Raw genomic sequence first — 23,663 nt, forward strand, 5'->3', positions numbered from 1 at the left:
ACATATCGCTCCATTACGTTATTTACTTCTACATCTTGTGCCCATAAACTTTGTAATTATACAATGGATAATAATAGCAGGCCAAAATGTTTTCATTTTAGCGGATTTAACGAATTGTATTATAATGAGGGGGGCTCTGTCTGATTTACAATATACTACTTTTCGTAAATTCGATAACCCATTCGATTTAAAAAGTATAGGTCACCCCAATATTCCACGAAAATCCGGGATTCGGCGAAATAGCAGTAACCACAGGTTGGTTGATTTGGGATGATAAAAAAAACGGAAATCTTTTATGGCCAATTCCGGCAACGCCGGAAACAAAAAGGCTATCCGTATCACCATCTAAATTCAAGTAAAAAATTTGTGGAAAAAAGCTGTAATACAGTTTTTCTGATAGACGTAGTTTTGTAATGTTTCCAACCAATGATATAAAGTGCATTTGTTTCAACGAACCTTTATCAATACCTCGGCCTACGAAAACGGCCGATCCTAGACTGAATTTTTCTGAAAGCTTATACGTTGGTACAAACTCAAAGACCACATAGCGCTCCGCTTTCGCGATGGTCTTTAGACCATTCTCAATGACTTCTGTATAACGATGCGAAATGCTCCAATTTGCCGACACCATTACATCAAAGTTCTTTTTGGCGTAGATTCGATACCGAAAACAACTATTCATAAACCATGGGTTACCTTCAGTGGAATAGGCAACCTCGGGATCAAAACTGAACCTGTTCTTCCGCAGCGAAAAGAAACCCATGATTGCGGGCTTACCCAACGAAAAGGCTGGTACCCGTGAAATACCGTTGGTATTCAAACCAATATTGCCAGAAAATTTGAAACCGTTACCGTCCTCTACTGGCACTTTCACAGCACTATCTGCTTGGCCATGTGTCACGAGCGAACAGCATAGCCAAAGCATAATTGGATACAATCGTATAAAACGTATGGTACGATTGCTCATTTTCTTCGGTTGTTATTTATTCCTTCGTAGTATATTCACTATTACTCTTCTAGTTGGCCATTTTTTTACCAACATGGGTAATCACTTCGTCGAATTCTTTTGATGGACTAAAATCGATTAGTTTTACATCTTCTTCTACTATGGCCGTATGTCCGGCAGGCCAATAGAAAACTTCCCCGGCACTTACGGTCTCTTCTTTTCCGTCGTCATATTTGACCAATATCTTTCCTTCGGTAATATAACCCCAATGGGGGCAATGACAGCTATCATTGTTTAACCCCTGTAATAAAGGAGTGAAATCGGTTCCTTTTGGCAATTCGTTAAAGCATACGGTCATACCACCATAGTTGGGCAACGCACGCATTATAGTACCGGGAGCTTCCATGGTAACTGGAATGTCTTTTTTGTCGATTTTCATACTATTTGAATTTTAAATTGTTTTTAAGGGAAGTCTTCACGACCATCGGTTTTCACCCTTAATCAAAGGTATATGGTGTTCATGAACCATTTTCCCATCGTCTGTATTCACTGATAATAGTGTTATAAGTAACTCATTAGTTGAACGGTTTTTGTCCTATTCCGACGACCAATTCACAAGGTCCGGAAAACCCATTATCGGTTTCAAATTTTGACAGTTCATCCTCGATCTCTTGCCAAGCAGCTGCTTTTTCTTCAGCCGATAATCCTCCTAACATCTGGTGTAATGCTGCAAACGATTCATACTCAAAGCGCACACAATCTTTTGCCGTCTCCATCAACACTGGGGCATCTACAAATTTAGATTCCACGTTAATAAATCCTGCTTGCTTAAATGCGTTATCCAATACACCTTTGTTTCCAAGACTAAAAGGTCCGGGTTGGCCTGCTAAGGGAGGAGGAAGTTGGGCACGTCTTCTAATGATAGAAACCGGAGTGGAAAAAAACTTGTTCTTATCTACGGTAGAATAGACGATCGCCGCCACAAAGCCACCTGGTTTAAGGACACGTAGCATTTCTTTTAGCGCTTTTTGCTGGTCGGGAAAAAAGATCAGCCCTACTCGTGAAATAACGGTATCGAAAGAATTATCGGGTAGGGTTAAATTTTCACCATCCATTTCTTTGGTTTCTATGTTACCCAACCCATGGTCCTGTGCAAGTTCTAAGGCAAATTCAAGTATTTTCGGAGCCAAATCAGTTGCTAACACATATCCGTTAGGCCCAACCCTCTTGGCAGCGGTTATGGATTGCTCACCTGCACCGGCAGCGATATCCAAAACCCGCTGGCCTTCTTTTACCTGCGCCATATCAAGCATTAGGTCGGTTGCGGGACCAAGCCAACTTTTTAAGGTAGGATGCCAACGGTGCCACGCTTCTGCTGCGGTTTGCCATTGCTCTCTCGTAGTTGTTTTATAATGTTTAGGCTCGAAAACTTTTTCCATAATTTTTTTATTTAATTGGTTAATAGCTTACTACTTTTGTGTCGAATTTTTTATAGGAGGAATCGTTTTGTTACCTATTCAAAATATGCAAATCTCAAATTCAAAGAAAGAGATTTTGGCTAAGGCCAACGAAATCAGCCTAAGAGATGTTTGGTCAAAAGCCTCCTTACATTGGTTATTCTTTCACTTCTTCGTTTAGAGGCGCCATATGCTCATGGGTAATTTTCCAACCTTTATCGGTTTTGATAAAAAGTAGGGTGCCCTGCATTTTAAAGTGATACGCTTCTTCCCCAATTTTGAATTTAAAATTGGAATGGAAGGTAGCGTTTGCCACATCGCCGCCGTAAACATTGATGCTCAGATTATTCCAATCCCATTTTTCTACTTCGGTTATAGCGCCTAGAAAGTTGCGTTCAAATTCCTCGTTCTCCTTTGAACCTTGTCTTTTTCCTCCCAGTTCGAACTCGGTAAATTTTGGGCCATACGCATGGAAGGAAATTAATTTATCGATTTTATTCTTTCGGATGCTTTTTTCAATTTCATCCAAAACTTTTTTGACTTCCTTTTTAGCATCGGGATATTCTTGGTTTAATGCTGAATCACCCTGACCCTTTGCGAATACTGCGGTTAACAAAAGGATTATTACGATACTTCGTGTATTTTTCATTTTCACGTATTTAATGAATTGTTTAAATTTTAGTCTTGATATTTAATCGGTAGCTGACCGTAATCCAAACTTTAAATTTTTGCTTCCAAAATCAAATTAAAAGGCGTTTCCGTAGCTCTGCGAAATCGGGAAAACCCACCTGCAGTCGCAACATCCCGCAAACGTTTCTCTCCTGCTTGTGCTCCCAAAGCCAACCCTACTTCTTGATTTAAGGAACAGGGCGTGCAAAGGGTTGTTGAAAAGGCATAAAACGCCCTCCCGACAGGATTAAGGTTTTCTTCTAGGGCATCATGCGCAAAAGGTTCTACAATCATACAGGTACCGTCGGGTTTTAAGGCTTGCTTTACATGCCCACAGGCACCGATGGGATCGCCCATATCGTGTAGGCAGTCAAAGAAGGCGATAAAGTCATAGTTTTCCCCGGGGAATGTTTTGGCGGTCGATACTTCAAAGGAAACATTATTTATGCCTTCCTCTTTCGCTTTTTGCCTAGCGTGTTCAATGGATTTGTCATGGTAATCGTACCCGATAAAGGTAGAGTTGGGATAGGCCTTTGCCATGATAATGGTGGAAGTTGCATGTCCGCAACCGATATCGGCCACTTTGGCACCGCTTTTCAATTTGGCCTCGACACCCTCTAGCGAAGGAATCCAGGAGGAAATCAAATTAGCTTCATACGACGGACTAAAAAACTTTTCGGTACCGCAGAACAGACAGGTGTTGTGGTCGCCCCAAGCAACACCTTCGCCGGTTTGAAAGGCTGTTTCCATTTTGGGCGCATCGTGGTAGACCGATGTAATGGCATAAAAGGCCCCGGTCATAAATACCGGACTCTCAGGGTTGCCGAAAACTGCCGCCTGTTCCGGGGTCATAGAAAAGCTTTTGCCATTCGCATCATAGCTCACATAGCCTGAAGCCGCTTGCGCGGACAGCCATTCGCGCACGTATCTTTCGGAAGTATCGGTTTCATCGGCCAATTCGGTAGAATTCATCGGCCCCGATTGCGCCAGGCACTTGTAAAGCCCGAGTTTGTCACCCAACATGACTAAAGGGCCGTTGGCCGCAGCGCCCATTTCCGTTACTACTTTTCCTAATAGTTCATTTAATTTTTCTTCGTTTAGTTCCATAATTTGTAATTTTTAAATGGATAATTAATCGTTGCTATACCTGGGAACTAAAGCGTTTTAGAATTCGGAGGGTTATAGTCAAATCATATTATCCTGTTATCTTTGACCTACATGGTCAAAATTGATTTTGGTAAAGATGGAAACAAACTACAAGTATCACATAACAAGCATGTTGCATCCTTGTTAAGTCTTGGTCCAACTATTGAAATTATGGTGCAGAGGCTTTCAATCATGTTGAATCACTCCGTACCTCTCAGGTATACTCAAGTCCTTGAAGGTGTTCCAGTGTTGGATGACCGATCTAAATATAAAAGTTTTGAAAAAGCCAATTACTGTATAAATCAGCCATTATATGGAAAATCGTTCGGTCAATAAATAATTTTCGGTAAGTACGTTGGTATCTTTCCTGAAAGAGGAGGGAGGTAGATTGGCCTTTTCGCGAAAGGCCCTGGAGAGATGTGCGGTATCATAATATCCGGCTTTGAACGCAATTTCATTGAGACTTGCCTGAGGGTATCTTTGTATCAAGCGTACGGCATGTTCAATCTGCCAAATTTTCGAATAGGCCTGTGCCGAAAGTCCTACCTTGAGAAGAAAATTTCGGTTCAATGTACGTTCACTCATGCAAAACCGGGAAGACAGTTCACGGATTCCAACACATCCATTTCTATTCTTTATAAAATTTACGGCGTGATAGATAGGATCTTTGATATATTCAGACTTTTCGGGAAGAATTGACGTAAAAAATTGCCTAAGACTTTTACTATTCAGGGAATCGATCTTTTCTGATGTTTCGACATTCATCAACAGGTGGCCTTTCGATTCAAGGACATCGCTGATTCGGACTTGTTTATCTACGATTTCGCACATAGGTATGTGGAGAATATAATAGCCAATAACCGGATGGATCTTTATGGCGTATCCCAAACATTTACCCCTCTGTTCCAATTCAAGGGCACCCTCTGAAAATAGACCGGAAATATAGAGTTTGTTCGTGGTAGCCCATGTGTTGTCGTAATTGACAATCCTGTTCTTAAAACTGTTTCCCATATAAAGATTCAGAACGAGATCCCCGCTACGCGGAAAAATACTTTTGTGCGTACCAAAAATATGCATACCAACAAGGCCGTAAGGTATCCGGTAGTCCCTTACTTTAAACAATCCAAAATGGAAATCTAAATCAGGTGTGGAAGACACTATGGTTTTTTCGTCTCGAGGGTTCATATAACCTAACTATTTGAAACCGTTATTCAACTTCGATTGAAGGCAAATCCAAGGATTCAATGCCATTCGTTTATTTAAGATACGCTTTTAATTCGAATTGGAACTTTTCGGCGGTAATCCAATATCCGAAAACCCTACCTTATCATACAGTTCTTTGTATCTGGCATCGTTTCTTATCGGGGTCAAAAGAGGTTCTTCCCGTAGCCAAGTCATTTCTACTTCGTGTCTGTCGTACGACTTTTGTAGCCACTCAAAAGCTTTTTCGTAATCTTTTATATGAGAATAGTAAAGTGCGATGAACCAAGCTGGACTGCCCGAAGTGCCCTTTACATACCTTTGGTGTAGTTCGGCCAAATGATCTGCGGCTTCATCATGATTTCCATCCATCTTGGCGTATATCGCATTAAACCAAACTAAAATGGGAGGATAATCGGGGAATCTGGTCAATATTCTATTCAGTTGTTGTCTTGATTTTTGATACTCTGCTAGATAGTAATACAATTTTACGGATTCTCTCAAATAGAACCAGTTATCGCTATACAAGGGATCCACGCTTTCCAACAAGTCTTTTATTTCGTCTGTTTTACCAAGTAACATGAGAGCCTCTGCCTTAAACAGAAAATAAATTCCTACGGTAGGGTCAGCCGAAATTTGTGTGTCCAATGCCGCTATGGCCTCTTTATATCTTCCCGTTTTGATGGGATAGTCTGCTTTGATTGCAGGTGTTTTATCGACATAAGATTGCTTTGATATTCTTTGGTAGTAAGGCTCCACCAATTCAAAATTCCAGTCATAATAAAAATAGCCCGTATATAATTCTTCTTCAATACCTAGGTTGGTGCTATCGATTGTTAAGGCCTTTTTCAATAGTTTTTTGGCTTTTTCCCAGGCTTCTTGTTCGTCATGGATGCCCCAAACCAATCCGCCAAAACTCCAAATACTAGCCAAACCAACATAGGCTTCCACAAAATTGGAATCTTGTGCAATGGCTTTTTCATACAAGGGAATTGCGTGTGCATAGGCCGTTTTGCTGGCCTTGTTTCTTTGAAATTCTGCTTGTAGATAAAGGGTATAGGCATGTTTGTTCGCGGTGGGCACTTTTTGTATGGCGTCAAATTCGTTATCCGAAATGGCCACATTCATATTATTGGCGATACCCTCGACCACATCGGCCTGTATCTTGAAAATCTCGTCGCTTTTCCATTCTTTGATGTACTCTTCCGACCAGAGATGGTCGTTCGAGTGGCCATCGATCAGTTGTAGGTTTATTTTGATTTGGTTGCCTGAAATTTGAAGATTGCCCTGCAACATTCTTGCTACCCCTAATTCAGTTGCAATTTCTTTAGTCGTATTATCGGTTTCCTTATAGTTTAGTATAGACATGAATGGAATTACCTTTTCTAGTGAACTGATTTTGGCAAGCCTTGAAATAATGGCATCCGTCATACCATCAGAGATATAATCCAAATCAGGATTTCCCGTCAAGTTTTTAAGGGGCATTACGGCAATCGACTTCTCGCCTTCAGTGGGTTGGATCTGGCCTATCTGTTCATTTTCCTTAAAAGTTGTGCTGTACAAATATGCGGCTACAGATATCATTGCTATAATAACCAAGGCAATCCAAAGCGTTCTTTTTTTTGTTCCCGTTTTTTCGGTCGCAGCACTTGCACCTTGTATAAGCCCTTCGATTTCCACGTTATTTCTCAATTTGACTTCCCCTGGAGTAAAGCCATAAAATTTATGGAAACAAGTATTGAAATAGGTGGGGCTACTGAAGCCCACCCGATAGGCCGTTTCGGATGCCGTTACCTCCTCTCGCTTAAGAATATCCAAAGCTCTTTTTAATCGGTATTCCCTTATAAATTGGCTTGTAGAAATGCCAAGGTGTTTGTGTAGTTTCCGATGAAGGCTCGATCGGCTCATTCCCATCGATTGGGCAAGACTGTCGATCCCGAATTGTTCATTGTTCAGATTAGCCTCGATTTCATCCTTTAGCTTTTCGACCAACATATCTTGAGAGGATTTTTCCTTAAATCTTATAGATAAATTGCTGCCCGTACTCATAACCGTGTAGAATTGTATTATTGGGGACAGTTCAAGGTAAGAAAATTAATTTTATAGTTCGGCAAAAGACAGTTGAGTGCCACAAAAATCAAATGCCATTACCAAATTTTAATTCATCGATAATTAGAAATGTATCAATGTAAATTTGTGAAGTCCTTCGAGAAGTATGTGCGAAAATTGACCCTGCCAAGTAGGTTCGCGGTAGAAATGAAAAGAAGTTTTTTGTTGCTTTATAGGAGAAAGCCAGCATGGCAAGAGAAATTGTGGGTTTCTACGTACCCACCTCATGCTCTGGGCAATCAATGCGTATGTCTTTGGAATAAAGCGGCTTTTTAAGCAAACCGCAGTGATCACTGTCAGGGCCCTCTTGGTAAAACCTGCAGGAAAAACACATCCGCTGCACCGTAATAATACCTGCCTTGTTCAATTTCTCGATAAGCTCCAATAAGCTTTGGAACATTATTTCTTTTTGTTCTTTGGAAAAGGTATGGATCGGTTTTTCTATGGCGCCGGCAAACGAACTGGTCTTAGATACGATTTCTCTTCCTTTTTCGGTGAGATAAATGGAATAGCTTCGGGTATCGGAAGCATCCGTTTCCTTAAAAATGAGCTGTTTTTTGGTCAAGAGGCGTACCGTCTCACTGATGGTGGCCTTGTTGACATTGAACTCACGGGCTAAATAGTTCACCTTGCATTGTTCAGGGGAATGAAATTTTAAGAACAGCAAAAGTTGCAATTGCAGAGGGGTAAGGGCATTCTCCTTGCCTTCTTGCCAAAGGAGTACCCTGAAAGCTTCTGAAATGCGTTCGAGGGCGACTACGATCTTGCCTTCTATGCTCTTACTTTGGTAACCAGGGTCAAAGGTGTCCATAATTCAAAATTAACCCCAAACGATTAGTTTACCTAACTATTTGGGGTAAAAAATAGATTGTAATTAAGGGCAGGGTGTAATTAGCCTTTAACTTGCTCCATGGTCGCTCCGTGGTTGATATGCAAGACACTGCCATTGTCCAATACCAATGCGGGGACAGATTTAACTCCGGCATTTTCTGCGTTGGAAATACGATCGGACTGTTCACCTAAATGAACGATTTCAACGTTTACTTTTGAGGTGTCCACTAAATTTAATAATTCTTGTTCGGCGTTTACACATACAGGGCAACCTGCATGATAGAATGTTGCTTTTTTCATAATTGTCTAATTTATTTCTATTCTCGTCTTGACGAGAATCAGATGGATTATGGCACTATTGCCTAAACAAATATAGTTAGTTTAACTAACTATATAAAATATAGAGGTATATTTTTTAATTTATCAGGCAAAATCATGGGGTGGGATTATCTATTGGAAACCTTGAACCTTAAAACTGTCTTTAGTTTTTCGGGCGCTACTTTACGAAAATCCGAGAGGTAAATTTCACGATGTATTTTTGATGGTCTGCAAAGGGATTCCTTTGCTGCAAAAGCTTCCATGACTTTAAAACTATCAGCTTCATTGTCGTAGCTTCCCAGATGCAGCATTTGAATACAATTGCCATCGGTTATTTTTTCAAACTTGATTTTCTCCAGTAGGTTGTGAGGTTTCTTTTTCTTTGTCAAGACCATCATTTCTTCGACAAAGGATTCATTTACAAAATCAGGTTGTCGGATCATTAATTTAAAGACCAGGTCATTTTTGTCGATGGTTCCTTGATATCGTTTCTTGGCTTCTTCGGTAATGTCCCAAATACCTTCAAGGGGGTAGACTGTATAGTCCATATAATCTGCAACCTTGTTCCCTTTCTTTAATGTCATTTTAATGGCATACGACAAGGCATACAAAACACCGATGTATTCTGGAAAAAATTTACTGTTGGGGTTGCCCTCGCCTTCAATAGTCAAAAATTGTTGTTCCGGAACATTGATAAGTTCGGGTTTGTTTTTAGGCAGATATAGTTTTTTTTCCTTCTTTCGCCATTCGTGTTTCATGTCTAGGTTCCTTTAATGATGATATTTAGGATTAAAGGTACGGGGTAGTGCTGACAACCTTGTGTCAGCATGAACCTTAATTTTTCTTTTCATGAAATGAGTTGCACCAATCGGCACATAGCATTTCACACCGAAAGGCTTTTATGGCCTTTAAGAATTAAAGTAGTGTATTCTTTGAAGCCCCATTTTTCAACAGGAGCATAGTGTCATGTTTCAGTTAGGATCTTTTAATTTACTGCACTGCTACCGTTATCGGCCAACCCTCAAATTGCTCGGCATTTTCTTTGGTTACATCGGCATTTCTTGGCCAACATTCGAAAGTAGCTTCTTTTGCATTCTTGTTAAAGCGAATCAATCCATAACCTCCACCTTTTGACGGACTTTCAGGATTCACGTAGGCCATCATGGTAATTTTGTTATTAAAACCGTCGAGATAATCCCCGGTCCAGGGCAAGGTCGTATTCTTATTCGAATGTGGTCCCGCCTTTTCATCTTCTGGCCACCACCAACGGCTGTAATAATCATTAACAATGGCCGGTACAATAAACGACCAGGGTCCGTCTCCGAAAGTATCGATTCCTTGTTTGATTACTGTGGCCAAATGTTGGTCGCCGGCAATATGTACGGCTCCGGCTTTTTTGATAAGTTTCAAAGCCTTGTTACGCCCGGTTTGAGGCCAACCGTTGGAGTCGAGGTCGGCATGCAGACGATTTTCTTTTTGCCCATGTATGTGTGCTCCACCGCAAAACCCGGTTTGAGAGAGCACAACTTTAAGTGCATCGGTATTGGTGCTGCCCCAAGTTTCTAAAAAGGTGAGTTGGCGGTCTCCTAGAAGTTTTAGCCCTGGTAAATCAATGGAATTGGGGTCGTATTCAGGATTGCGAATGTGGTCTGGGCGCGGCCCTTGTTGCGGAATTTTTCCGTTCGGTCCAGATTTGAATTTTCGGTCTTCAAGGATTGCAAAGTCCACTCCTCCTAGCTCAAGATTGGTGTAATAGACACCGATGCCCTGTTCAACCGGTGTAGGGTCGAAAGGGTCGGGCAAATTCGCCGTTTGACAGCGCTCGACCATTTTAACATATTCTGGGTGATAGGTGTAGCCACCATCGTTGGAGCCCTTTTCTATCGATTTTTTACCGTTTTCGCCCCATAGGTTGCCTTGACCGATATCATGATCATCAGGAATTGAAATGGCAGGACGGTTTCTAAAGGTCTCTTTAAATTGTAGACCGAATTTGAGCCAAGCTGCAGTGTGTTCTGTATGATCGTACGACTGGTCACCTGCAAAGAACATAAGGTCGGGGTCTTGAAAGTTAATATTACGTACGTAATTCTCTCGAAGTCCGCGATCTTGGTTCGAGTTGCAAGAGAGTGCCGCCAAGACGATTTGGTCTTTTTCTTTCGGGTTTTTTCTAATCAACCCTTCGAAACTCGCTTTTTCACCATGCAAGATTCGGTATTTCGTATCTTGGGTATCATCCCAATTTTTTATTCGAAAGAGGGCCGACCAGCCCAGGTCGTTTACATTTTGTCGTTGTACTTCTTCCCAGTTACCGTTTTTTTCGATTTCCAAGCGCACTTCGCGAGTTTCTTCCGGGTAGAGTGGGTATAACTGCGCACTTAATTTTAGTGTTTGGTTTGATACGGTGTAAATGCCGAAGGCGACAACGCTATCTCTGCTCACTTTTAAATTGATGATTGGATTGTCATTGCGATTCCACCAATCGTTGACCGCCAATGTGTCAAGATTGGTAAAGGGGGCGATTACCGGCGGTACGCGTTCCGTAATCTTATCTTTTTTATTTTCTTCACATCCGATAAACACTAGGCATAGCCATAGAAACGCAACTATTCTCTTCATTTTTGATAAATAAATAAAATGTAAATATTATTAACTGTAAGTGAAGGTCTGGTTTACAGACTAAACACAAACTTTAAAAGTACTATTTTGCAGTTGTTATGAAAAATGGAAATCCACAAAAATTAGTTTTTATCTACAATGCGAACTCGGGCCTTCGTAATAGCGTAATGGATATCGCGCATAAACTATTAAGTCCGAATACCTATGAATGTAGTCTTTGCGACCTTACTCATGGTGTATTTAAAGAGCATCAGTTATGGAAGTCTTTTCGGGAGGGGAGTACAACGGAAATGGAGTTTTTCCATAAAGACGAGTTTGAAAAACTGTATGGCTCTAAATTTGGCCACAAATTTACTTTTCCGGTGATATTGTCAGCAGAAAATCAAGAACTACAGCTAATGGTATCTACTCAAGAATTGAATGGTTTGGTGGCGTTGGAGGAATTGATTGCCCTTTTGCAAAATCGCTTGCTAAAGTTGGAGTCTAAGTAATAGTATCGGTTCGGTGCTTATGCCTTTTGTTGTTCAAAGAAGCCCAGGTTAATATTGTCGATATAATGCAAAACCTCGTCTCTACCGATGCCATGCGCTGATGATGTAATAAAATAAGGAGGTACTTCTTCCCACATATCGTCCAACAGTTTTTGAACATACACGTCGACCTGGCGCTCTATAACTTTTGGTTTTAATTTGTCTGCTTTTGTAAATATGATGCTAAAAGGAATACCGTTTTCACCCATCCATTGCATGAACTCGAGGTCTATTTTTTGGGGTTCGTGACGAATGTCGACCAGAATAAATGCCGAAAGCAACTGTTCACGTTTCAAAAAATAATTTGTGATGTATTTTTGAAAAGTCCGCTTGTCTTTTTTAGAGGTTCGGGCATAACCGTACCCGGGTAAATCGACCAAGAACCAGTTGCCGTTAATCTTGAAATGATTGATAAGTTGCGTCTTTCCAGGTCTCCCAGAAGTCTTGGCAAGGCTTTTTCGTTCGGTAAGCATATTGATCAATGTCGATTTACCTACATTTGAACGGCCAATAAATGCATATTCGGGCAAGGGCTCATTAGGGCATTTGTCCACATCTGAATTGCTTATTACAAAGTTGGCAGTTTTGATTTTCACTAGTTGTGTTTAAAAGTGCAAGCGCACATGATGATGATTTTTTATAATTGTATACCACGAGTGCACCGATGGGTGCATGGGAATGAAGGGGTCTTTTGTTCGGGCTATCCCAATTAAAAAGGAAATGGTCGTTTATAATTTCTCAATTTCCTCCTTTTTGAGAATTAAAATCCTCGTTTTTCCAACCACGTAGCCAATACCTGATTGAATTCTTCAGGGTGTTCCATCATGGGCGCATGGCCACATTCCTTAATCCAAAAAAGATCTGAATCAGGAAGTAATTCGTGGAATAATTTTGCTACATCAGGAGGTGTCACACCATCATTTTCACCCCAAATAATACATGTGGGCGTGCGCATTTTTGGTAGGTCTTTTGACATATTGTGACGAATGGCGCTTTTGGCAATGGCTAAGGTTTTTACAATTTTATTACGGTCATTGACCGTTGCGAAAACCTCGTCTACGATTTCTTTGGTAGCTATAGCTGGATCATAGAAAACGTTCTCGGCCTTCTTTTTGATAAACTCGTAATCTCCACGTCTGGGATACCCGTCACCCATGGCGCTTTCGTAAAGTCCTGAACTTCCCGTAATAACCAGGGCGCGTACCATTTCAGGGTATAATTTGGTGTGTAAAAGTCCAATATGGCCACCCAATGAATTGCCTAAAAGAATGACATCGGTTAGTCCTTTGAACTCGATAAATCGCTCTAAAAACTTTGCGAACTGCTTTACATTCGTCTTTAACATGGGTAGGGAATAGATAGGGAGTTCGGGAACCAATACCTTGTAACCCTTTTTCGGAAAATAATTGGTCACACCCTGAAAGTTGCTCAACCCGCCCATAAGACCATGTAAAATAATAATGGGAGTACCCTCCCCAATCTCGATATACCTAAATTTTCCTTCGGTAATAATCTGTTTTTCCATTCAAAATACTTCTGGTCTTCACTGACAAATATAGGCATTTACTTATTACACAATGGAGACTGTTCAAAGTTGCGTGAAAATATCGCTGAAGTTTTTCTGTATATAGAAAACGTGCCTATGTATGTGCCCTTATTGTTTATCGGCGCAAATGGGTGTTTTGACCCCGAAACGGACGGAATTTATTAACAATGTGGTAATTTGTGGTAAATAGTGGTAATAAATTTGATATATTTGAGTTATTAAAAGAAAAACCAGCCAGTTACGTGATTAATTTCATTGGAACATATGATTGTAAGGCAGATACCAAAGGTAGGGTAATGTTACCCGTTGCCTTAAAAAATCAGATGTCGCCCATTTTGAACGATGGTTTTGTAATTAAGCGATCGGTTTTTCAACCTTGTTTGGAATTATATCCCATGGCAGAGTGGAATCTGTTAATGCAGAAAATGAACAAGAAAAATCGCTTTGTGAAAAAGAACAACGACTTTATTCGCCGTTTTTCGGCAGGGGTGAAGGTGGTGGAAATTGATTCTACCGGAAGACTGTTGATTCCTAAAAACTTGGTGTCTATCGCTGGGATTTCAAAGGAAGTGGTGCTGAGTTCGGCAATTAACATTGTTGAAATCTGGGATAAGGACAGTTATGAAAATGTGTTGGACGAGACTGCGGAAGATTTTGCGGCCTTGGCGGAAGAAGTAATGGGTGATGATGGGGACGATGTATCATAATCCGGTGTTGCTGCAGGAGTCCGTGAAAGGGCTGGTCATCAAGGAAGATGGCGTATATGTAGATGTTACCTTCGGTGGAGGTGGGCATTCTAAGGAAATACTCAAGCACTTGGGCGATAAAGGCAAATTATTCGCTTTTGATCAAGATGAAGATGCGATAGGTAATGTAATCGATGATAAGCGGTTTTCGTTGATCAATGAGAATTTTCGTTACATCAAGCAGTTTTTGAAGTTCTATGGCATTCGGAAGGTAGATGGTATACTCGCAGATTTCGGTGTTTCCTCGCATCAGTTCGATAAAGCGGAACGTGGGTTTTCAACCCGCTTCGATGCAGATCTTGATATGCGTATGAGTCGGCGTAATGCAATATCTGCCTATGAGGTGGTCAATGATTATGTGTATGATGATTTGAGACGGGTCTTGTTCCAGTATGGTGATTTGCGAAATGCGAATGCCATGGCAAAAACGATTTTGGAGCAGCGAGAACTGGCGCCCATACGAACAACGGATCGTTTGAAGGAAGTCTTGCGTCAATTTCTTCCCAAAGGAAGGGAGCATAAGATATTGGCACAGATTTATCAGGCCATTCGTATTGAGGTGAACCAAGAGATTCAGGTTATTAAGGAGTTTTTGGAGCAAACCTCTGATTTATTGGATGAGGGAGGCCGGCTGAGTATTATTAGTTATCATTCTTTGGAGGATCGACTGGTTAAACGCTTTATTCGCGCAGGTCAATTTGAAGGGGAGCCGGAAAAGGATTTCTATGGGAATATCGACGTTCCCTTTAAAAAAGTAGGACCGTTGATCGTTCCGTCGAGAGAAGAAATAAAAAAGAACAATAGGGCACGTAGTGCCAAGTTGCGAATTGCCGCGCGAATTTGATGAAGATAAAGCAGTAGTTGTGAGAAAAGGGTTGTTAGACATACTAAAAGGAAAATTTTTGGTCAGTGGTGATGCGCCGAAGAATTGGTTGTTCATCATATTTGCTTCCTTTTTGGCAACGGTGATGATCGGTAGTTCGCATAGTGCCGATAGAAAAGTGCATCAAATTGCAGCATTAAACGAAAAGATAAAGGAGTTGAGAAGTGAGTTTGTAGATGTGCGATCGAGCGTTCAGCGTTTGAAATTAGAATCTAAGATTGCCCAGTCGCTTGAGGTGCGAGGATTATATCCCTCGGAAACACCTCCAAAAAAAATCATGGTAAAAGCATCCGAAAAGGAATGATCGAATGGCCGTAACGGACAAAAACATATTGACCCGATTGTATGTCGTAGCAGGTTTTCTCTTCTTGTTCGCAGCTACTGTATTGTTCAAGCTGGTGAGCATTCAGCTGATAGATGGGGAGAAGTACCAAAAGTTGGCGTTAAAGCGAACGGAAAAGATGTTTACGATCGAGCCCAACCGTGGCGATTTGATATCTGACGATGGAAGCTTATTGGCTACTTCGGTGTCTCGATATACTATTCGTTTCGATGCGGTGACGGTCAGTGATCGCAACTTCAAAGAGAATATCAGACCCCTATCGGAAGCATTGTCGAAATTGTTGGGAAAATCTTCTTCGCACTACCAACAATTGTTGCGCAAGGCAAAAACGAATAAGAATAGGTATGCCTTGGTAGCCCGAAATCTTGATTATTCCGATTACATGGCGGTCAAAGATTTTCCATTGTTTAATAAAGGGCCATATAAAGGTGGTTTAATTGTCGAGCAGAAAACAGTTCGCGAGCATCCGCTAGGTAAGATTGCCGAGCGCAGTGTGGGTTATGAACGAGTCGATGAAAACGGATACTATACCCGTGTGGGGCTTGAAGGTGCTTTTGGCGAGTATTTACGTGGAGTTGAGGGAAAGCGCCTAAAACAGAAAATAGCCAATGGCCAATGGAAGCCGATAGGGTTGGACAATATTGTTGAGCCTAAAGATGGGTACGATGTTATTTCGACCATCGACATTAATATTCAAGACATCGCGCATCACGGTCTTTTGGCACAACTTGAAAAGTATAAGGCCGACCATGGATGTGTTATTGTGATGGAGACCAAAACAGGAGAGGTCAAAGCCATTTCCAATCTAGGTAGAACTCCCGAAGGTAAATATTATGAACGTTTGAATTATGCTATCGGCGAGTCTCATGAGCCAGGATCTACTTTTAAGTTGATGAGTATGGTGGCTGCCTTGGAAGATAAGGTTATTGATACCAGTAGCGTTTTCGATACCGAAAAAGGAACTTGGCGCATTTATAAGAATACCGTTAGAGACTCTAAATATGGTGGATATGGGAAAATTACTGCAGCAAAAGCTTTTGAGGTTTCTTCCAATACGGCATTTGCCAAAATGATCCATAACAATTATAAGGATAACCCAGAGCGTTTTGTGAATCGGTTGATGAGTATGGGGTTGAATAAAGAACTAGGTCTTCCTGTAAAAGGAGAGGGCAAACCTGTAATTAGGTACCCCGGCGACAAAGGTTGGTCTGGCATATCATTGGCATGGATGTCACATGGATATGAAGTTTCTTTGACTCCCTTACAAACCCTCACCTTTTATAACGCTATCGCCAATGATGGTGAAATGGTAAAGCCAAGGTTGATCAAAGAAGTTAGGGAGCTCAATACAACCATTCAAAAATTTGACAAAGAAGTGATGAATTCGGCTATCTGCTCAAAGGAGACCGCACTGCAAATGAAGACTTTGTTGAAAAATGTAGTAGAGCAACCCTGGGGTACAGGGAATCGGTTGTATTCCCCAAATTTTTCGATGGCCGGAAAAACGGGTACTGCGCAGAAGAATTATGTTTCCAAAGACCCTGACAAGCTCAAATATATTTCAACTTTTGCAGGGTATTTTCCGGCAGATGAGCCTAAATATTCTTGTATAGTGGTCATTCACGAGCCTGATCGAAATGTGGGATTTTATGGAGCCGATGTTTCGGGGCCCGTTTTTAAATCCATAGCCCAAAAAATTTATGCGACCTCGCCATTGGTCGATGAGGTCGATATGCGCGAGGCAAAAGATATGGATGCTGACCGTTCCTTTCAGAAGTATTATGCCCAAGCACAAAAAAAGTACAATAAGGTTCCCAATGTAAAAGGCATGAGCGGAATGGATGCCATTTCCATATTGGAAAATCTAGGTTTAGAGGTAGAGGTAAGGGGTAATGGAAGCGTAAAGCGACAATCCATTTCCCAAGGAACCGATTTGAAACAAGTGAAAAAAATAGTATTGGAACTTTCATGAAGCTACTCAAAGACATATTATATGGAGTGGGGCTTACAGCGGTAAGCGGAACGACTTCGGTTATGGTAAACGCCATCTGTTTCGACTCGAGAAAGGTACGTCTTGATGATGTCTTTGTGGCTATCAGGGGAACAATTACCGATGGGCACCAGTATATTGAGAAAGCCGTTGATTTGGGGGCAAGGGCTATTGTTTGTGAAGAACTGCCCAAGCAGATGGTAGATGGTGTCACTTATTTGGAGGTCAAGAACGGCCATGCCGCATTGGCGATAATGGCATCTAACTTTTATGAAAATCCATCAAAAAATTTGAAGCTTGTCGGAGTGACCGGTACGAATGGCAAAACTACTATTACTAGCCTATTGTACCAGTTGTTTAAAAAGGCAGGCTATAAGGTAGGTTTGATTTCTACCATTAAGATTATGGTCGATAATAAGAAATATGCTACCAGTCATACCACTCCCGATGCCTTGACAATCAATGAACATTTGGCCCTGATGAACGATGAAGGAGTTGAATTTTGTTTTATGGAGGTAAGTTCCCACGGTATCGCCCAAAAGAGAACGGAAGGGTTGGTGTTCGAAGGAGCGGTGTTCACTAATCTCTCACACGATCATTTAGATTATCACAAGACGTTTGCCGAATATCGAGATATCAAAAAAGAGCTTTTTGACAACCTTTCAAAAAAGGCCTTTGCTTTGACCAATATTGATGATAAGAACGGGCTCGTGATGCTACAGAATACGAAGGCAAGAAAGTACACGTATGCCCTCCGGACATTTGCCAATTACAGGGCTCAAATTTTGGAAAACCAGTTTGATGGACAGCTACTGAAAATTGACGACAATGACTTGTGGTCTAAGTTGATCGGGCATTTCAATGCCTATAATATGTTGTCTATTTACGCTACGGCAGATTTATTGGGGCTAGAGAAGTTGGAGACTTTACGTCTGATGAGTGAACTTGAAAATGTCGATGGTCGGTTTCAATACTATATTTCCAAAGATAAAATCACAGCGATTGTTGACTACGCCCATACCCCGGATGCACTAAAAAATGTTCTTGAGACTATCAAGTCATTGCGAACTGGAAATGAAAGCGTCATTACCGTTGTGGGATGTGGTGGCGACAGAGACAGGTCAAAGCGCCCGGTGATGGGCTCCATCGCTTCTGAAATGAGTGATAAGGTCATTTTTACATCCGATAACCCGCGCTCTGAATCTCCGACCACCATCATAGAAGAGATGGAGAAAGGGGTTGGGCCTCAAAATACGAGAAAGATTTTAGCGATAGAAAATCGCGGGCAGGCCATAAAGGCGGCCTGTCAATTGGCTTCGGCCAATGATATTATTCTAATTGCCGGAAAAGGACATGAGACCTATCAAGAAACCAATGGCGTACGCATTGATTTTGACGATTTTGAAATTGTCACAAATGTGTTGAAAGACTTGAACAAATAAGAAAACTAATTAACACACCACAAAATGTTGTATTACCTGTTTGATTTTTTGGAAAAAGAATACCAATTGCCCGGGGCTGGTCTGTTTCAGTTTATAACCTTTAGGGCTGTTATGGCAATTCTTTTTGCGTTGGTCTTGGCCACAGCATATGGAAAGCGGGTAATTCTTTTTCTACAACGTAAGCAAATCGGGGAATCCATTCGGGACTTGGGTCTAGAAGGGCAGAAGCAAAAGGCGGGTACCCCGACCATGGGAGGGTTGATTATAATTCTGTCAACGTTGATTCCTGTTTTACTTTTCGCACGATGGTTAGATAATATTTATGTGATTTTATTGATTATCACTACGATTTGGATGGGACTGATCGGCTTCGCGGATGATTATATCAAAATTTTCAAAAAAGATAAAAAGGGACTTAAAGGGCGGTTTAAGATAATGGGCCAGGTTATTTTGGGGCTTTTTGTCGGATCGGTGCTGTATTTTCATCCTGATGTGACCATGAAGGAAGAAGGACGGACTATAATTACCGAATCTTTTACAGTTGAGAAAGTAGAAGGAAAAGAAATTAAGTCGACGATGACAACCGTGCCCTTCTTTAAGAACAATGAATTCGACTATAGTAGTTTCATTACTTGGGCCGGTGGGGAAGCGGAAAAATATGCTTGGTTGATTTTTATTCCTGTGGTTATTTTGATAGTCACGGCCGTTTCGAACGGGGCCAATCTTACAGATGGCATTGACGGACTCGCTGCGGGTACCTCGGCTATAATCGTTTTCACACTGGGTATTTTTACGTGGGTTTCGGGTAATTATATTTTCTCCAATTACCTCGATATCATGTTTATTCCCTTGGCCGGTGAACTTGTAGTTTTCATTACTGCATTTCTTGGGGCGCTGGTCGGGTTCTTGTGGTACAATACGTTTCCTGCACAAGTATTTATGGGAGATACCGGAAGTCTAACTATTGGAGGTATCATTGCCGTAATTGCCATAATTATCCGTAAAGAATTATTGATTCCCGTGCTCTGCGGAATCTTCTTTGCAGAATCGCTCTCGGTAATGATGCAGGTAAGCTACTTTAAATATACGAAACGAAAACTCGGTGAAGGAAAACGCATTTTTTTAATGGCGCCACTACATCATCATTATCAGAAAAAAGGTTATCACGAAAGTAAGATTGTGACCCGTTTCTGGATTATAGGAATTCTATTGGCCATTGTAACTATAGTTACTTTAAAAGTACGATAACGATGAAGCGATTGGTGGCGTTGGGTGGAGGTGAAAGTGGTGTAGGTACGGCCATTTTGGCAAAACAAAAGGGATACGATGTATTTGTATCGGATAAGGGTTCGATTCAACAGAAGTATAAAGACGTTCTTGAAAATTTTGGGATTGATTGGGAAGAGAACAAGCACACGGAGCGACTTATTCTAAATGCTGATGTCGTTATGAAGAGTCCTGGAATACCCGATACGGTAGCTTTGGTGGTCAAGTTACGTGAACAAGGTATCGCTGTTATTTCTGAAATCGAATTTGCGGCACGATATACCGATGCCACGATAATTGGTATTACCGGAAGTAACGGGAAGACCACGACGACCATGCTTGTATATCAGCTGTTGAAACAGGGCGGGTTGCACGTGGGCGTGGCAGGAAATATCGGTGATAGCTTCGCAAGAATGGTGGCGGAGCATCATTTTGATTACTACGTATTGGAAATCAGTAGTTTTCAATTGGACGGTATTCAGGGTTTTAGGCCACATATAGCGATACTAACGAATATTACCCCAGATCATTTGGATCGATATGCCTATACGTTTGAGAATTACATCGCATCAAAATTTCGAATAGTCGAAAATCAAACGCCTGAGGATTACCTGATTTATGATGCCGATGATGAAGTCGTGGTAGCATGGTTAAAAGATCATCCGGTCAAATCCAAGGCATTGCCTTTTTCAATAGAAAAAATCGTTGAGGAAGGCGCATATATTGAAAATGAAGAAATAAAAATTAACACTCATAACAAAGAAATTACAATGAAATCGAACACTCTGGCATTGGAAGGAAAGCATAATCTTAAAAACACCATGGCAGCGTCGACTGCTGCCAAATTGGTAAGCATACGAAAGGAGACGATCCGCAATTGCATCGAGAATTTTCAAGGAGCACCACATCGATTGGAGAAAGTACTTAAAATTCATCATGTTCAATATATAAACGACTCAAAGGCAACGAATATCAATGCTACCTATTATGCACTTGATAGTATGAGTTCGCCTACCGTGTGGATCGTAGGAGGCACTGATAAGGGCAACGATTATAGGGCGTTGATGCCTTTGGTTAGGGAGAAGGTAAAGGCTATTGTTTGTTTAGGACTTGATAATTCCAAAATAAAGGATGCTTTTGGTAATGTTGTGGATCTTATGGTAGAGACTTTCGCTATGGATGAAGCGGTTAAAGTGGCCTATAAAATTGCAGAGCGCGGTGATACAGTTTTGCTGTCGCCCGCCTGCGCCAGTTTTGACCTTTTCGAAAATTATGAAGATCGAGGGAATCAATTTAAAGAAGCCATCAAAAACCTGTAAGTGAGAACAGTATTTGAAAATATAAAAGGAGATAAAGCTATTTGGGCCGTTGTGGCCCTTTTGGCCCTTTTTTCATTTTTACCGGTTTATAGTGCCAGTAGCAATTTAGAGTATGTTGTCGGCACAGGAACCACTATGGGGCATTTGGTCAAACACGCCATGTTGCTGATTTTGGGTTTTGGAATTATTTACGGTGTTCATCGTATTCCGACTCATTTTTTTAAGGGGTTGTCTTTGATTGCATTGCCAATTGTTTTGGTTTTGTTAGGCTTTACCTTGGCGCAGGGCACAACGAGTGAAGGTGCAAATGCGAGTAGGTGGATTCAGTTGCCGTTGGTCGGAATAAAATTTCAGACCTCCAACTTGGCTGCGGTAGTATTGATGGTGTACGTGGCGAGATATTTGACCAAGATCAAGGATAAAAAAATCACGTTCTCTGAGAGTATTCTTCCCCTTTGGTTGCCCGTATTTCTTGTTGTTGTTTTGATATTGCCAGCCAACTTGTCAACGGCCGCGATTATTTTTTCGATGGTTTTGATGTTGTGTTTTTTGGGAGGATACCCTATCAAATATTTATTAGGTATTGTGGGTAGCGGAATTTTATGCCTTACACTATTCGTTCTCTTGGCCAAAGCCGTACCCAATATTTTTCCACACCGTGTCGATACATGGATGAGTAGGATTGAAAATTTTAGAAACCCAGCGGATACCGAAGCCGATTATCAGATAGAAAAGGCGAAAATTGCGATTGCTACTGGAGGAATCGTCGGTAAAGGTGCAGGGAAAAGTATACAAAAGAACTTTCTGCCAGAGAGTTATTCTGACTTTATCTATGCAATTATTATTGAGGAATACGGCCTGATTGGCGGTTTTACTTTGATGTTTTTTTACTTGCTGCTTTTGTTTCGTATTGTGGTGGTCGCCAATGGTAACCAAACGATTTTTGGAAAATTACTGGTACTTGGGGTCGGACTCCCGATTGTGTTTCAGGCTTTGGTCAATATGGCGGTCGCGGTCGAACTTTTTCCTGTAACTGGGCAAACACTTCCTTTAATAAGTAGGGGGGGGACCTCTAGCTGGATGACCTGTCTGGCCATTGGTATAATTTTAAGTGCGAGTGTGAAAGAACAAGTGAAGAAAACAAGCAGGTCGAAAATTGATGATACGAACCCTTTAGAAGTGTTGAGTGGGCAGTTATAGATTTATATTATCTGGAGGTGGTACCGGGGGGCATATTTACCCTGCGATTGCTATTGCGAACGAATTAAAAAGAAGACATCCAGATGCGGAATTTTTGTTCGTTGGCGCCAAAGATCGTATGGAAATGGAGAAAGTTCCCCAAGCGGGATACCGAATAGAAGGTTTATGGATTTCGGGGTTACAACGGAAACTGACCCTTAAAAATTTGATGTTTCCTTTTAAATTGATAAATAGTTTGTTGAAAGCGGGTAAAATAGTAACGAAGTTTAAACCTGATGCCGTTGTGGGCACTGGGGGGTTTGCTAGTGGCCCACTTTTAAAGGTGGCTTCTAGTCGCGGTATCCCATGTGTATTACAAGAACAAAATTCCTTTGCCGGAATTACGAATAAGCTATTAAAAAATAAAGTCGCAAAAATCTGTGTCGCCTATGATGGTATGGAGCGGTTTTTCCCAAAAGAAAAAATCGTAAAGACGGGTAACCCGGTAAGGGGTGATCTAGTTGAAGCCCATAGCAGTCGTGGTGAAGCTATTAATTTTTTTGGATTGAAAAACGATAGCCCTGTCATCTTGGTGTTGGGCGGAAGTCTGGGCGCTAGGCGTATCAATCAATTGATTGAACAGCACTTGCCTTTTTTTAAAGCGTTGGGGGCCCAAGTGATTTGGCAGTGTGGTAAGCTCTATTTTGATGAATATAAAAAGTATGAATCGGAAGATGTGAAGGTGTTTGATTTCTTGAATAACATGAATTACGCCTATTCGGCTGCCGATATAATCATATCAAGGGCCGGAGCGGGATCGGTATCTGAATTGTGTATTGTGGGGAAGCCCGTAGTTTTTATACCATCGCCGAATGTAGCGGAAGATCACCAAACCAAAAATGCCGAGGCTTTATTGGCCGAAGATGCCGCTTTGATGATAAAGGAAAAAGGTCTTGATGCCCAATTTGAACCGATTTTCAAGGAATTGTACGAGTCAAAAGAAAAGCAGTTACAATTGGGAGAAAACATAAAACGCATGGCCTTGCCACATGCTACCAGTCAAATTGTGGATGAGATTGAAAAGTTGCTGATAAAAAAATAATCCAAAAGGTGTTGAGCAGTTG

23 protein-coding genes are annotated in these 23,663 nt (G+C 41.3%); 10 read left to right on the top strand and 13 right to left on the bottom strand.

Annotation, left to right across the window (positions count from 1 at the left end; translation table 11 throughout):
* Nucleotides 1-187 precede the first annotated feature (187 nt).
* The 11 genes from AACZ88_RS15170 to AACZ88_RS15220 form a co-directional block, all read right to left on the bottom strand.
* A complete protein-coding gene (locus AACZ88_RS15170) occupies nt 188-967 on the bottom strand; it encodes a hypothetical protein (protein WP_339711852.1) in 780 nt (259 codons plus the stop codon).
* Nucleotides 968-1,016: 49 nt separating this feature from the next.
* Complete coding sequence (locus tag AACZ88_RS15175; protein WP_339711853.1) at nt 1,017-1,385, bottom strand: hypothetical protein; 369 nt, start codon at nt 1,383-1,385, stop codon at nt 1,017-1,019.
* A gap of 136 nt (nt 1,386-1,521) precedes the next feature.
* Complete coding sequence (locus AACZ88_RS15180) at nt 1,522-2,385, bottom strand: class I SAM-dependent methyltransferase (protein ID WP_339711855.1); 864 nt, start codon at nt 2,383-2,385, stop codon at nt 1,522-1,524.
* A 175-nt stretch (nt 2,386-2,560) separates the two neighbouring features.
* On the bottom strand, nt 2,561-3,052 hold the full coding sequence (locus AACZ88_RS15185) for a nuclear transport factor 2 family protein (protein WP_339711857.1): 492 nt from the start codon (nt 3,050-3,052) through the stop codon (nt 2,561-2,563).
* Nucleotides 3,053-3,123: 71 nt separating this feature from the next.
* Nucleotides 3,124-4,179: a class I SAM-dependent methyltransferase gene (locus AACZ88_RS15190; protein ID WP_339711859.1), complete on the bottom strand. Its 1,056-nt coding sequence runs from the start codon at nt 4,177-4,179 to the stop codon at nt 3,124-3,126.
* 348 nt (nt 4,180-4,527) lie between these two features.
* Nucleotides 4,528-5,403: a helix-turn-helix domain-containing protein gene (locus AACZ88_RS15195; protein WP_339711861.1), complete on the bottom strand. Its 876-nt coding sequence runs from the start codon at nt 5,401-5,403 to the stop codon at nt 4,528-4,530.
* An 87-nt stretch (nt 5,404-5,490) separates the two neighbouring features.
* The gene (locus tag AACZ88_RS15200) at nt 5,491-7,467 is read right to left on the bottom strand and encodes a helix-turn-helix domain-containing protein (protein WP_339711863.1); all 1,977 of its coding nucleotides are present in this window, start codon (nt 7,465-7,467) and stop codon (nt 5,491-5,493) included.
* A gap of 271 nt (nt 7,468-7,738) precedes the next feature.
* Nucleotides 7,739-8,338 (bottom strand): MarR family winged helix-turn-helix transcriptional regulator, encoded by a 600-nt coding sequence (locus AACZ88_RS15205; RefSeq protein WP_339711865.1) that lies wholly within the window; start codon nt 8,336-8,338, stop codon nt 7,739-7,741.
* Between the two features lie 80 nt (nt 8,339-8,418).
* Entirely contained in the window at nt 8,419-8,658 is a 240-nt protein-coding gene (locus AACZ88_RS15210; RefSeq protein WP_339711867.1) for a thioredoxin family protein, read from the bottom strand.
* A 146-nt stretch (nt 8,659-8,804) separates the two neighbouring features.
* On the bottom strand, nt 8,805-9,434 hold the full coding sequence (locus tag AACZ88_RS15215; protein WP_339711869.1) for a GyrI-like domain-containing protein: 630 nt from the start codon (nt 9,432-9,434) through the stop codon (nt 8,805-8,807).
* A 232-nt stretch (nt 9,435-9,666) separates the two neighbouring features.
* Nucleotides 9,667-11,295 carry an alkaline phosphatase D family protein gene (locus AACZ88_RS15220; protein ID WP_339711871.1) on the bottom strand — a complete coding sequence of 543 codons (1,629 nt, stop codon included), beginning with the start codon at nt 11,293-11,295 and terminating at the stop codon, nt 9,667-9,669.
* 98 nt (nt 11,296-11,393) lie between these two features.
* Here AACZ88_RS15220 and AACZ88_RS15225 point away from each other — a divergent pair, with 98 nt between their 5' ends.
* Entirely contained in the window at nt 11,394-11,786 is a 393-nt protein-coding gene (locus AACZ88_RS15225; protein WP_339711873.1) for a GTPase, read from the top strand.
* Between the two features lie 17 nt (nt 11,787-11,803).
* Here AACZ88_RS15225 and yihA read toward each other — a convergent pair whose 3' ends face one another.
* Nucleotides 11,804-12,421, bottom strand: coding sequence for a ribosome biogenesis GTP-binding protein YihA/YsxC (gene yihA, locus AACZ88_RS15230; RefSeq protein WP_339711875.1), 618 nt, complete (start codon nt 12,419-12,421; stop codon nt 11,804-11,806).
* A 164-nt stretch (nt 12,422-12,585) separates the two neighbouring features.
* Nucleotides 12,586-13,350 (bottom strand): alpha/beta hydrolase, encoded by a 765-nt coding sequence (locus tag AACZ88_RS15235; RefSeq protein WP_339711877.1) that lies wholly within the window; start codon nt 13,348-13,350, stop codon nt 12,586-12,588.
* Nucleotides 13,351-13,613: 263 nt separating this feature from the next.
* Here AACZ88_RS15235 and mraZ point away from each other — a divergent pair, with 263 nt between their 5' ends.
* Genes mraZ through murG form a run of 9 tightly spaced genes read left to right on the top strand, consistent with a single transcriptional unit; the run spans nt 13,614 to nt 23,641 of the window.
* Nucleotides 13,614-14,078, top strand: coding sequence for a division/cell wall cluster transcriptional repressor MraZ (mraZ, locus tag AACZ88_RS15240; RefSeq protein WP_339711879.1), 465 nt, complete (start codon nt 13,614-13,616; stop codon nt 14,076-14,078).
* Entirely contained in the window at nt 14,059-14,961 is a 903-nt protein-coding gene (gene rsmH, locus AACZ88_RS15245) for a 16S rRNA (cytosine(1402)-N(4))-methyltransferase RsmH (protein ID WP_339712020.1), read from the top strand. The genes mraZ and rsmH overlap by 20 nt, the downstream gene beginning before the upstream one ends.
* 19 nt (nt 14,962-14,980) lie before the next feature.
* The gene (locus AACZ88_RS15250; protein ID WP_339711881.1) at nt 14,981-15,304 is read left to right on the top strand and encodes an FtsL-like putative cell division protein; all 324 of its coding nucleotides are present in this window, start codon (nt 14,981-14,983) and stop codon (nt 15,302-15,304) included.
* Nucleotides 15,305-15,308: 4 nt separating this feature from the next.
* On the top strand, nt 15,309-17,315 hold the full coding sequence (locus AACZ88_RS15255; protein ID WP_339711883.1) for a penicillin-binding protein: 2,007 nt from the start codon (nt 15,309-15,311) through the stop codon (nt 17,313-17,315).
* Nucleotides 17,312-18,775 carry a UDP-N-acetylmuramoyl-L-alanyl-D-glutamate--2,6-diaminopimelate ligase gene (locus tag AACZ88_RS15260; RefSeq protein ID WP_339711885.1) on the top strand — a complete coding sequence of 488 codons (1,464 nt, stop codon included), beginning with the start codon at nt 17,312-17,314 and terminating at the stop codon, nt 18,773-18,775. Before AACZ88_RS15255 ends, AACZ88_RS15260 begins: the two co-directional genes overlap by 4 nt.
* 24 nt (nt 18,776-18,799) lie before the next feature.
* Nucleotides 18,800-20,023, top strand: a complete 1,224-nt coding sequence (gene mraY, locus AACZ88_RS15265; protein WP_339711887.1) for a phospho-N-acetylmuramoyl-pentapeptide-transferase — start codon at nt 18,800-18,802, stop codon at nt 20,021-20,023.
* 2 nt (nt 20,024-20,025) lie between these two features.
* Nucleotides 20,026-21,360: a UDP-N-acetylmuramoyl-L-alanine--D-glutamate ligase gene (gene murD / locus AACZ88_RS15270; protein WP_339711889.1), complete on the top strand. Its 1,335-nt coding sequence runs from the start codon at nt 20,026-20,028 to the stop codon at nt 21,358-21,360.
* Entirely contained in the window at nt 21,361-22,560 is a 1,200-nt protein-coding gene (locus AACZ88_RS15275) for an FtsW/RodA/SpoVE family cell cycle protein (RefSeq protein ID WP_339711891.1), read from the top strand.
* Nucleotides 22,547-23,641: an undecaprenyldiphospho-muramoylpentapeptide beta-N-acetylglucosaminyltransferase gene (murG, locus tag AACZ88_RS15280; RefSeq protein WP_339711893.1), complete on the top strand. Its 1,095-nt coding sequence runs from the start codon at nt 22,547-22,549 to the stop codon at nt 23,639-23,641. The genes AACZ88_RS15275 and murG overlap by 14 nt, the downstream gene beginning before the upstream one ends.
* The last annotated feature ends 22 nt before the right edge of the window (nt 23,642-23,663 follow it).

The organism is uncultured Kriegella sp., assembly GCF_963975415.1.
In the GTDB taxonomy this organism is placed as follows: domain Bacteria; phylum Bacteroidota; class Bacteroidia; order Flavobacteriales; family Flavobacteriaceae; genus Kriegella.

Bases quoted from the DNA above. Each gene is read 5' to 3' on its own strand.
- AACZ88_RS15170 (WP_339711852.1), bottom strand. From the start codon at position 967: ATGAGCAATCGTACCATACGTTTTATACGATTGTATCCAATTATGCTT.
- AACZ88_RS15175 (WP_339711853.1), bottom strand. From the start codon at position 1,385: ATGAAAATCGACAAAAAAGACATTCCAGTTACCATGGAAGCTCCCGGT.
- AACZ88_RS15180 (WP_339711855.1), bottom strand. From the start codon at position 2,385: ATGGAAAAAGTTTTCGAGCCTAAACATTATAAAACAACTACGAGAGAG.
- AACZ88_RS15185 (WP_339711857.1), bottom strand. From the start codon at position 3,052: ATGAAAAATACACGAAGTATCGTAATAATCCTTTTGTTAACCGCAGTA.
- AACZ88_RS15190 (WP_339711859.1), bottom strand. From the start codon at position 4,179: ATGGAACTAAACGAAGAAAAATTAAATGAACTATTAGGAAAAGTAGTA.
- AACZ88_RS15195 (WP_339711861.1), bottom strand. From the start codon at position 5,403: ATGAACCCTCGAGACGAAAAAACCATAGTGTCTTCCACACCTGATTTA.
- AACZ88_RS15200 (WP_339711863.1), bottom strand. From the start codon at position 7,467: ATGAGTACGGGCAGCAATTTATCTATAAGATTTAAGGAAAAATCCTCT.
- AACZ88_RS15205 (WP_339711865.1), bottom strand. From the start codon at position 8,338: ATGGACACCTTTGACCCTGGTTACCAAAGTAAGAGCATAGAAGGCAAG.
- AACZ88_RS15210 (WP_339711867.1), bottom strand. From the start codon at position 8,658: ATGAAAAAAGCAACATTCTATCATGCAGGTTGCCCTGTATGTGTAAAC.
- AACZ88_RS15215 (WP_339711869.1), bottom strand. From the start codon at position 9,434: ATGAAACACGAATGGCGAAAGAAGGAAAAAAAACTATATCTGCCTAAA.
- AACZ88_RS15220 (WP_339711871.1), bottom strand. From the start codon at position 11,295: ATGAAGAGAATAGTTGCGTTTCTATGGCTATGCCTAGTGTTTATCGGA.
- AACZ88_RS15225 (WP_339711873.1), top strand. From the start codon at position 11,394: ATGAAAAATGGAAATCCACAAAAATTAGTTTTTATCTACAATGCGAAC.
- AACZ88_RS15235 (WP_339711877.1), bottom strand. From the start codon at position 13,350: ATGGAAAAACAGATTATTACCGAAGGAAAATTTAGGTATATCGAGATT.
- rsmH (WP_339712020.1), top strand. From the start codon at position 14,059: ATGGGGACGATGTATCATAATCCGGTGTTGCTGCAGGAGTCCGTGAAA.
- AACZ88_RS15255 (WP_339711883.1), top strand. From the start codon at position 15,309: ATGGCCGTAACGGACAAAAACATATTGACCCGATTGTATGTCGTAGCA.
- AACZ88_RS15260 (WP_339711885.1), top strand. From the start codon at position 17,312: ATGAAGCTACTCAAAGACATATTATATGGAGTGGGGCTTACAGCGGTA.
- mraY (WP_339711887.1), top strand. From the start codon at position 18,800: ATGTTGTATTACCTGTTTGATTTTTTGGAAAAAGAATACCAATTGCCC.
- murD (WP_339711889.1), top strand. From the start codon at position 20,026: ATGAAGCGATTGGTGGCGTTGGGTGGAGGTGAAAGTGGTGTAGGTACG.